This window comes from Pseudomonas sp. PA-4-8C (assembly GCF_021606625.1).
Lineage (GTDB): Bacteria > Pseudomonadota > Gammaproteobacteria > Pseudomonadales > Pseudomonadaceae > Aquipseudomonas > Aquipseudomonas lactis.
In genome coordinates, this window is record NZ_WKCD01000201.1 from 1 (window position 1) to 10,283 (window position 10,283).

Below are 10,283 nucleotides of genomic sequence, written 5' to 3' on the forward strand. Positions count from 1 at the left end.
CCGACACACAGGGCTGGCCAGACCTCCCAGGCCATGGCATCAAAGCCCATGCCAGCCACGCTGCTGGTGTGGCTTACCGCTGTCAGACCAAAGGCCTCACAGTGCCAATGCACCAGGTTTTCCACCGTACCGTGTTCCACCATCACGCCCTTGGGCTGGCCGGTGGAGCCGGAGGTGTAGATCACGTACGCCAGGTGCGCGGGCGTCAGGGCGGGCAATTGCGGGTTGCTGACGGCGTGGCGCTGCCAGGCGGGGTCATGCAGATCGACCAGGGCAACCGAACCGAGCAACTCCCGGGTACTGGTCTCGGCCAACACCGCCACGGGCGCGCTGTCTTGCAGCAAGTAGGCGATACGCTCGGCGGGGTACGCAGGGTCGATCGGCACATAGCCCGCGCCAGCCTTGAGAATGCCCAACAGCCCCACCAGCATCTGCGGGCCGCGACGGCAGCACAGCGCCACGCGGTCGTCGGCTTGCACGCCGAGTTCCAGCAAGTGATGAGCCAACTGGTTGGCCCGTTGATTGAGCTGCTGATACGTCAGCGCCTCACTGCCTTGCTGCACGGCAATGCGATGGGGTTGGCGCTCGGCCTGCACTTCAAACGCACCGTGCAGGGTCTGGCCATGGGGGAAGTCGTGGGCGGTGGCGTTGAACTCGCGCAGTACCGTGTCGCGCTCTGCGGCGGGCAGAATCGGTAATGGGTGCAGCGCACTGTGGGGCGCCGTCTCCAGGGTGACAATCAGTTGCTGCACGGCACTGAGTATGTAGTCGCACAGGCGTTGCGCGCCAATCTGCGGCACCGCCAGCACGCTCAGGCCAAAGCCTGCGCCCAGGTCATCCACGCTCAGGGTCAGCGGGTAGTTGCTGCGCTCTTCGCCGCCCAGCAGTTGCACGCCTTCCCAGATGCCGTGGCCGTCGCGGGCCATGTCGTCGGGGTTGCTGTGGCGGTAATTGAGCAAGGCGCTGAACAACGGCGTGCTGGTCGGCACACCGCTGCAACGCTGGGCCAGCGCAAGTGACGCATGCTCGTGCCCGAGCAAGGCGCTCAAGCGCGCATGGGTGGCTTTGACCGCCTGCGTCGCACCGGCTGCAACGTCGACCCGCAGCGGCAAGGTGTTGATAAACATCCCCAGCGCACGGTCTGCGCCCTCGCCGGCTTGCATACGGCCCATCAGCACCGTACCGAACACCACCTCATCGCGGCCCGAGACCAGGCCCAACACCTGGGCCCAGGCCAGGTGCATCAGGCTGGCGGCGCTGACGCCCAGTTGGCGCGCCTGCTGGCGTACGCGCTGGGCCAGGCCTGCCTCCAGGTGCACCTTGGCTTCTTCGATTGCACGGCCATCGCCCTGCACATCCTGCAGGCCAAACGGCAAGGTCGGCTCGTCGACCTCGGCGAGCATGTCGCGGAAAAACTGCTCATGCTGCGCCACACTGACGCCCAGCCGCGCCTGGGCCACATAGTTGCGAAACGGCGCGGCGGCAGGCAAGTCCTGGGCCTGGTTGAACATAAAGGCACGCATTTCCTGGCCCACCACTTCCATGGCGGTGTGGTCCAGCGCCAGATGGTGGAACAGCAGGATCGCCGCGACCCGGTTGTGCGTGGGGTCCTGGGCGTAGACCATGCGCAGCAACGGCGCCTGGGTAATGTCCAGGCGGTAGTGACGCGCATCGAAACGCCCGTGCAGTTGCGCCATGACGTCGCCGCCGGCCGGGTCGAGCATCACCTCCTGCACCGCCAGTTGGGCGGCGCGCCACACCACTTGCACCGGGCTGTCGAGCCCTTCCCACACCACAGCGGTACGCAAAATATCGTGGCGCGCCACCACCTGTTGCAGCGCGCCCATAAAGGCGTGCAGGCGCTCGACAGTGTCAAAGGCCATGCGCGATTGCAGCAGGTACGGGTCGCCCTGCTCGGCACTGATGTGGTGGTAGAGAATGCCTTCCTGTAGCGGCGCCAGCGGGTAGATATCCTGGATATTCGCTGCACCACCCGGCACGTTGGCGACAATGCGCGCGATGGCCTGCGGGGTGAGCTGCACCAGGCTCAGCATCGACGGCGTGATTTGTGTGCAGCCGGCGGGGATGCCATTGGCGGGCACCACGATTTCTCTGCCGTTGCCCACGGCTGCCGCCAGCGCGGCCAGGCTTGGCTGGCTGAACAACACGCGCACATCGGCGCTCAGGCCCACTTGGCGCATGCGTTCAATCAGGCTGACCGCCAGCAACGAATGCCCGCCCAGTTCGAAGAAGTGATCATGACGCCCCACGCGTTCAAGCTTGAGCACGTCCTGCCAGATCTGCGCCAGCAGGCTTTCCACCTCGCCTTGGGGGGCCTCGTAGCCACGGCTGATAAAGGCGGCCTGGTCGGGTGCCGGCAATGCTTTGCGGTCCAGCTTGCCGTTGTTGGTCAACGGCAGGCTGGCCAGCGGCATATAGGCCGACGGCAGCATGTAGTCCGGCAGTTGGCCTTGCAGGTGCGCGTGTACCTGGTCAATGCCCAGGTCTGCGCCGGCCCAGGTGAAATAGGCCACCAGGCGCTTGTCCCCCGGCACGTCTTCACGGGCGAGCACGGCAACCTCCTGAATACCCGCACAACTGGCCAGGCGTGCCTCGATCTCGCCCAGTTCGATACGGAAACCGCGGATTTTGACTTGGTCGTCATTGCGCCCCAGGCACTCCAGCAGGCCATCTTCCGACCAGCGCCCGAGGTCGCCAGTGCGATACATCAGTGCCCCAGGCTGATCGACAAAGGGGTTGTTCACGAACTTCTCGGCGGTCAACTGCGCACGGTTCAAGTAGCCCTTGGCAACGCCCTCCCCGCCAATGCAGATTTCACCGGTGATGCCCAGCGGGACCGGCTGCAACTGTGCATCCAGCACATAGATCTGCGTGTTGGAAATCGGCCGCCCCACCGGCACGCTGTCGGCATCTGAGGCCAGCGCGCGCACTTCATACGTGGTGGCGTAGGTGGTGGTTTCCGTCGGCCCATAGCAATGCACCAGACGCAACGCCGGAGCCTGCGCCAACAGGCTGCGAAAGGCTGCCGGGTCGGCACGTTCGCCGCCGCACAGCAAAATGCGCAGGCCGGCCAGGGCCTGTGGAATCAGTTGCACATACTGGTTGAACAGCGCGGTGGTGACGAACAGTACCGTAGCGCCCTTGAGTTCAGCGCCAAATGCCAGCGGGTCGAGCAAGGTGGCGTGGTCGATCACTTGGACCTGGCCGCCGTTGAGCAGCGCGCCCCACACATCCATGGTGCTGGCGTCGAACGCCGGGTTGGATGCAAACGCGATGCGGTCATGGGGGTTGAAGTCGGCGTAGCCGTTATTGATCACCAGCCGGCTGATGCCGCGATGGGTCACCAACACGCCTTTGGGCGTACCGGTGGAGCCGGAGGTGTACATGATGTACGCCACGCTGTCCGAGCTCTGGGCCACCGCGGGGTTGGTCGCAGGCATTACGTCCAGGTTCAGCTCGGCCAGGTTGTCCAGCCGCTGACGGGCGCCGCTGTCCTGCACCATGAAGGCTTGGCGTTCAGGCGGCGCATTGACGTCCAGCGGCACGTAGACCGAAGCGCATTTGAGTACCGCCAATTGGCTGACGATCAAGTCAATTGAGCGCGGCAGCGCCAGGGCGACCGGCTCACCCGGCTGCACGCCCTGGTTGAGCAAATAATGGGCGAGCCGGTTGGCACGGCGGTTGAGGTCGCGGTAGCTCAGGGAATGTTCGCCATGCACCACCGCCGTGGCTTCCGGCCGGGCCAGCACCTGGGCTTCAAACAGTTGGGCGACGCTGAGGTGCGACGGAAATTCACGGGCGCTGGCATTGAAGTCCTGCAGCAGTTTGCGCCGCTCCGCCGGCGGCACGATCGACACGCTGTGCAACGCGGTGGTCGGCGCCTGTTGCAGCGCAGTCACCAGGTGGCGCAGTGCGGTGAGCATGTAGTTGCCCACCCGTTGCACATCCAGTTCGGCCACGCCTTGCACGGTCAAGCGCATGCCCGTGCCGAGGTCATCCACGTTGAGCACCAGCGGATAATTGCTGCGCTCTTCGGAGCTGAGAATCTCGATACCGGAAGCGGCAAAGGGGTTGTCCCCCGGCGCTTCATCGGCTGCGCTGTGCCGGTAGTTGAGCAAGGTGCTGAACAGCGGCAGCGAGCCCGGCACGCCGCTGCAGCGCTGGGCCAGGGACAACGAGGCATGTTCGTGCCCGAGCAGTTGCGCCAGGCGCGCATGGGTAGCGCGCACGCCGGCCTGCACGCCGACGCTGCCAAGGCTGACCCGCAGCGGCAAGGTATTGATGAACATCCCCAGCGCCCGGTCAGCGCCCTCGCCGCCCTGCATACGGCCCAGCAACACCGTGCCGAATACCACCTCCTGCTGGCCAGACACCTGCCCCAGCACCTGGGCCCAGGCCAGGTGCACCAGGCTCGCGGTGCTCACACCCAGTTGCCGCGCCTGTTCGCGCAAGCCCAGGTTAAGCGCCGGCTCCAGCGGCAGGCGCGCTTCATGGATGCCGCTGCCGTCACCATTCACGTCCTGCAAACCGAAGGCCAGGGTCGGCTCGTCGATGTCGCCCAGCATCTGGCTGAAGAAGGCTTCATGCTGGGCCTGGGTGACACCGAGGCGGGCCTGGGCCACGTAGTTGCGGTACTGCACCGCGTCAGGCAATTGCGCGCTGTGGCCATGCAGGCTGGCGCTCATCTCTTCGACCAGTACCTGCAGGGCCGTATGGTCGAGGAGGACATGGTGCAGCAGCAAAATGCCGACCACGCCTTGGGTGTCCTGCGCATACGCCAGGCGCATCAGCGAGGCACGTGACAGGTCCAGGCGATAGTGGCGTGGGTCGAAACGCTGTTGCAGGTGCGTCAGTGCATCGCCGCCCAGGGCATCCAGGCGTTCGACCACCAAGGGCGCCTGGCGCAACACCACTTGCACCGGTTCCTCCAGGCCCTCCCAGAGGATGGCGGTGCGCAGAATATCGTTGCGTTCGATCACCGAGTGCAGCGCATTTACGAACCCATCGACAGCGCCTTGGTCGTGAAAGCGCAACTGCACCTGCAACACGTAAGGGTCGCCCTCGGTGGTCGCCAGGTGGTGGTAGAGAATGCCGGCCTGCAACGGCGCCAGGCCGTAGATGTCCTGCACGTTGGCAACGCCACCGGGCACGGCCTCAAGGATATGGTCGATAGCGGCCTGATCCAGCTCGACCAGGGGCAGCATGTCCGGGGTGATGGCCTGCGTGTCTGCTTGAATGGGGTTAGCCGGCACCTGCACGGTCTGCTGGCCGCCCACCGCCGCAGCGAGCGCCGCCAAGGTGGGTTGGCCGAACAGCACGCGCACATCGGCGCTGAGGTCGACCTGGCGCATGCGTTCGATCAGTTTGACCGCCAGCAGCGAATGGCCGCCGAGTTCGAAGAAATTGTCCTCACGACCGACACGGTCGACGTTGAGCAGGTCTTGCCAGAGCCTGGCGAGGGTGGTTTCCACCGCGCTCTGGGGCGCCGCATACGCGCGCCGGGCCACGGCGTCGGCATCGGGTGCGGGCAAGGCCTTGCGGTCGAGTTTGCCGTTGGTGGTCAGCGGCAGCGTGTCCAGGCGCACGAAGGCGCTGGGCACCATGTGTTCGGCCAGGCTGCGCAGCAGATGGTCACGCAGGGCGGCCACGTTGAGTTCGCCATCGCTGATCACATAGGCCACCAGGCGCTTGTCGCCCGGCTGATCTTCACGGGCGATCACCACCGCATCGCGCACGCCGTTGGCCGTGGCCAGATGCGCCTGGATTTCACCCAGTTCGATACGGAAACCCCGGACCTTGACCTGGTCATCGTTACGCCCCAGGTACTCGACACTGCCGTCGGCCAGCAGGCGGCCGAGGTCGCCGGTCTTGTACATGCGCAGGCCGGTGGCCGGGTCGGCGACGAAGCGTTCGGCATTCAGCGCCTCGCGGTTGAGGTAACCACGCGCCACCCCGGCGCCGCCCACGTACAACTCGCCCACCACACCCAGGGGCAAGGGCTCGCGGCGTGCATCCAGCACGTACAACTGCAAATCAGGAATACGCACGCCAATCGGGCTCACGCCGACCAAGTGCGCGTCGGCTGCTTCCAGCGCCCGGTAGGTCACATGCACGGTGGTCTCAGTGATGCCGTACATGTTCACCAGTTGCGTACCGGCATTCACCGCCCGTGCGTACCACGGCTTGAGCATGCCCGGTTCCAGGGCTTCGCCGCCGAAAATCACCTGGCGCAGGGAATGGGACTGGGCGCTGTTGCCCTGGGCCGCGATCAACTGGCGGAACGCACTCGGCGTCTGGTTGAGGATGCTCACCTGGGCATCGCACAACAGCGCGTAGCACTCATCCGGTGAGCGGCTGACCAGTTGCGGCACGATCAGCAACTGGCCGCCGTGCATCAGCGCGCCCCAGATTTCCCACACGGAAAAGTCGAACGCAAAGGAATGGAACAACGCCCACACATCATGATGATTGAAGCCGAACCACTGCTGAGTGGCGCCGAACAGGCGCGCGACCTGGCGATGCTCGATCATCACGCCCTTGGGCTGGCCGGTGGAGCCGGAGGTGTAGATCACATAGGCCAGGTTGGCCGGGCTCAGGTGCAGCCGGGGGTTGCTGATGGGCAACGGGCCCAGGTGGTCGAGGTCGATCCGGGCCAGTGCGCCGACCCGCTGCGCCGTGTCGGCCTGTACCAGCACCGCCACCGGCCGGCTGTCGGCCAGGGTATAGGCGATGCGTTCCTGGGGATAGGCCGGGTCGATGGGCACATAGCCGGCGCCGGCCTTGAGGATGCCCAGCAGGCCGATGATCATCTGCGGGCCGCGCTCCACGCAGATCGCCACCCGCGCGTCGGGGCGCACGCCGTGAGCCAGCAGCGCGTGGGCGACTTGGTTGGCGCGTTCGTTGAGTTGGCGGTAGGTCAGGGCGTGTTGCTCGAAGGACAACGCAATGGCATCGGGCTGGGCGGCGGCGTGGGTTTCGACTTGCTGGTGGATCAGCTGGGTGTCGGCGTAGTGCGTGGGGCAGTCGTTCAAGGTGTGCAGCAAGTGATGGCGTTCAGCGTCAGGCAGGATGTTCAGGCCGCAGAGCGGCATCTCCGGTCGTTGTTCGAGGGCGCCGGCCAGGCTTTCCAAGGCCGCGTGCAGGTAACCGGCAACCCGTGGCGCGCCAATGGAGGCATCGACCATCACGGTCAGGGCGAAGTCTTCACCCAGGTCATCGACGTTCACCGTCAGCGGGTAGTTGGTGCGCTCCTCGGCGCCCAGCACCTGGATGCCGTCGGCCACTTCGATCACCGCCGCCATGTCAGTGGCGGCGCTGTGACGGTAGTTAAGTATCGCGCTGAACAGCGGCGTAGGCGCCGCCACGCCGCTGCACCGTTGTGCCAGCGCCAGGGACGCATGTTCGTGATCGAGCAAGCGCGTGAGGCGCTCATGGGTGACCTTGACCGCAGCGCGCACGCCCTGCTCACCCACATCCACGCGCAGTGGCAAGGTGTTGATGAACATGCCCAAGGCCCGCTCACCGCCCTCGCCCGCCCCCATGCGCCCGAGCATCACAGTGCCAAATACCACCGCCTCCCGCCCGGAGACTGCGCCCAGCACCCGCGCCAAGGCCAGGTGCATCAGGCTCGCCACACTCACCCCCAGCGGGCGCGCCACGCTACGCAAGCGGCGGCTCAGAGCGCTGTCGACAGGGATGCGCACTTCGTCGATGCCCTGGCCATCGCCCTGCACATCTTGCAGGCCGAACGGCAGCGTCGGTTCATCGATATCCGCCAGCATGTCGCGGAAGAACGCCTCATGGGCCTGCTCGCTGACGCCATGGCGCACCTGGGCGATATAGCTGCGAAACGCTACCGGTGCAGGGGCCTGGGCTTGCTGCCCGGCCAGGTACAGCTGGATTTCATGCCGCACGCCATCCAGGGCCGTGTGATCGAGGATGGTGTGGTGGAACAACAGCATCGCCACCAGCCGCTGGTTGGCTGGGTCGTCAGCGAACACCAGGCGCAGCAGCGGCGCCTGACCCAGGTCCATGCGATAAGCGCGGGCATCATAGCGAGCGAGCAATTGAGCCAGGCGGTCAGCACCGTCCAGCTGCGCCTCTTCGCAGGCCAGCACAGCCTTGCGCCACACCACCTGCAGCGGTTCGTCCAGGCGCTCCCAGACCATGGAAGTGCGCAAAATGTCGTGACGATCGATGACCCATTGCAGCGCCTCGGCAAAGGCCTCAAGGCGTGCGCGGCTGTCGAACACGAACTGCGCGTGCAGCACGTAAGGGTCACCCTTCTGCGCCGAGATGTGGTGATAGAGCATACCTTCCTGAAGCGGCGCCAGCGGGTAGATATCCTGCACATTCGCCGCACCGCCTGGGACCGCCGCGACGATGCGGTCGATGGCCGGCTGGTCGAGGTTGACCAGCGCCAGCATATCCGGGGTGATGCGGTAGGCCGGGCTCAGCCAGTCACCGCCATGTTCGGCGACCAACTCCAGCAGTTGGGATTTGTGTGCGATCAATTGATCCCAGAGCGCGTCGTCCAACGCTTGGTCATCGCCCAGAACGATCAGATCGTCTTCTTCCGTTTGCAGACGGATCGCGTGGGTGGAAATCGCTGCGAGTAAGTCGCTGAACTGCATGGGGAACCTGCCTGATAATTCACGGTTGACGAGAATGTCCGTATTCAGTTTTGCCGCTTGGATCGGCAGTACCGCGCGCCTGTAAAAAACTGCGGGCGCAGCCGTAGGCCTGGAGGGGCTTCCGGCAGGCTTGAAAATTAAGGGATCTGTGGGCTGGGGGGTGACATGGGAAGCGGGGACAAGAGGAATAGCACGGCTCTTACCTGTAGGAGCGAACTTGCTCGCGAAAAACTCACAGGCGCCGCGTTTAATCAGGATGCCGGCGTTATCGTTGAGGTTTTTCGCGAGCGAGCTCGCTCCTACATGGGGCAAAAAAAACCGCCCTTGCGGGCGGTTCAAGAAAACTCGGCCGTGATCAGAAACCGAGGGAGAAACTCACCGTCACCGCGTGGTCCTTGTCGTTGCGCGAGAGTTGGCCGGAATAGCCCAGGCCCAGTCTGCCGTTCTGGCTGATCTGGTAATCCAGGCCCGCTTCCACCACCGCACTGTCCTTGGCAATCGGCACACCCTGGGTGCTGAACGAGCCACCGCCATTGATAAAACTCAGGTCGGCGTCGGGCTTGGTGTCACCGAAGGCATGGCGCCAGCCGATGCTGCCCCGTGGGGTGATTTTCGAGCCGTTGCCCAGGGTGATGGTCTGGCCAATGCGCACGCCCAAGGTCGAGTAGGTGATGTCCTGGTCGGCATCGCCACGCAGGGCTGCCGAGCCGCCTTTTTCCTTGATCGTGTCGCTGTCGTAGTTGACGTAGGCCAGGCCGGCGAACGGTTCCAGGGCTACGGTAGGGGTTTGAATGGTGTAGCCGACTTCACCGAATACTTGCGCACTGCGTGCCTTGTAGTCGGCTTTGAGGCGTTGGCCCTCGCCGCCGACGGCCACGTTGCGTTTGCTTTCGACGTCATGCCAGCTGTACGCCACGCCCATGCGTGCGGCGAAGGCTTCTTGCTGGTAGGCGGTGTAGGCCATCAGGTGGTAGCTGTCCACATCGGCGCTGGAATTGCGGCGCTTGGCGTCCAGGTCGCTGCGGGTGTAGCCGGCGGCCACGCCCACGCGCCAGGCGTCGTCCACTTGCTTGTCGGTACCGAGCAGGAAGCCACTGAGGTTGCGGTCCAGCTTGGCGCTGTTGCTGTCACCGCCCATATGGCCCCAGGTGCCGAGCACGCGCATCCAACCGACCATCTCGCCGTGGCAACCGGCGCTGCTCAGGTGGTTCTCGCTGGGTGCCAGAGCATTGCGCGGGTCGTCCTCGCGGTAGCAACCGGGTTGGCGCAGGCGCTCGTTGACCGCGTCACGCACATAACGCGAATCTTCAAGCATGGCGCTGGCGGTGCTGGCGTGGATTTCGCCGGACAAGCTGTCGAAGGCCGCACGTGCCGCCGCTGCATTACCGTTAAGCAGTGCATTTTGCACCGCTGCGCCACCGACTGCGGTACCTGTGCCCAACGCCGCCGCCACGCCGCGTTGGTTACCGGTGGCCGCCACGCTGGCGTAGCTGACGTTGTTGCGGCTGACCGCCAGGGCCACTTGGGTTGGGCTGTAGTTCAACGCGGTCGTGAGGAACGCCAGGTTCTCCAGGTTGGTGGTGGCAAAGGTGCCGTTGACCGCGCCGGCTGTCAGCAGGGTGTAGGTGG

Annotated in this window: 2 protein-coding genes; both read right to left on the bottom strand. The window is 65.1% G+C overall.

The annotated features are described in order from the left end of the window. A partial coding sequence (locus GIW04_RS22410) for a non-ribosomal peptide synthetase (RefSeq protein ID WP_236479199.1) occupies nt 1-8,654 on the bottom strand: 8,654 nt, incomplete at its 3' end. Nucleotides 8,655-9,009: 355 nt separating this feature from the next. Further along, nucleotides 9,010-10,283 (bottom strand): autotransporter outer membrane beta-barrel domain-containing protein (locus tag GIW04_RS22415; protein ID WP_236479201.1); only part of this gene is annotated, 1,274 nt, incomplete at its 5' end.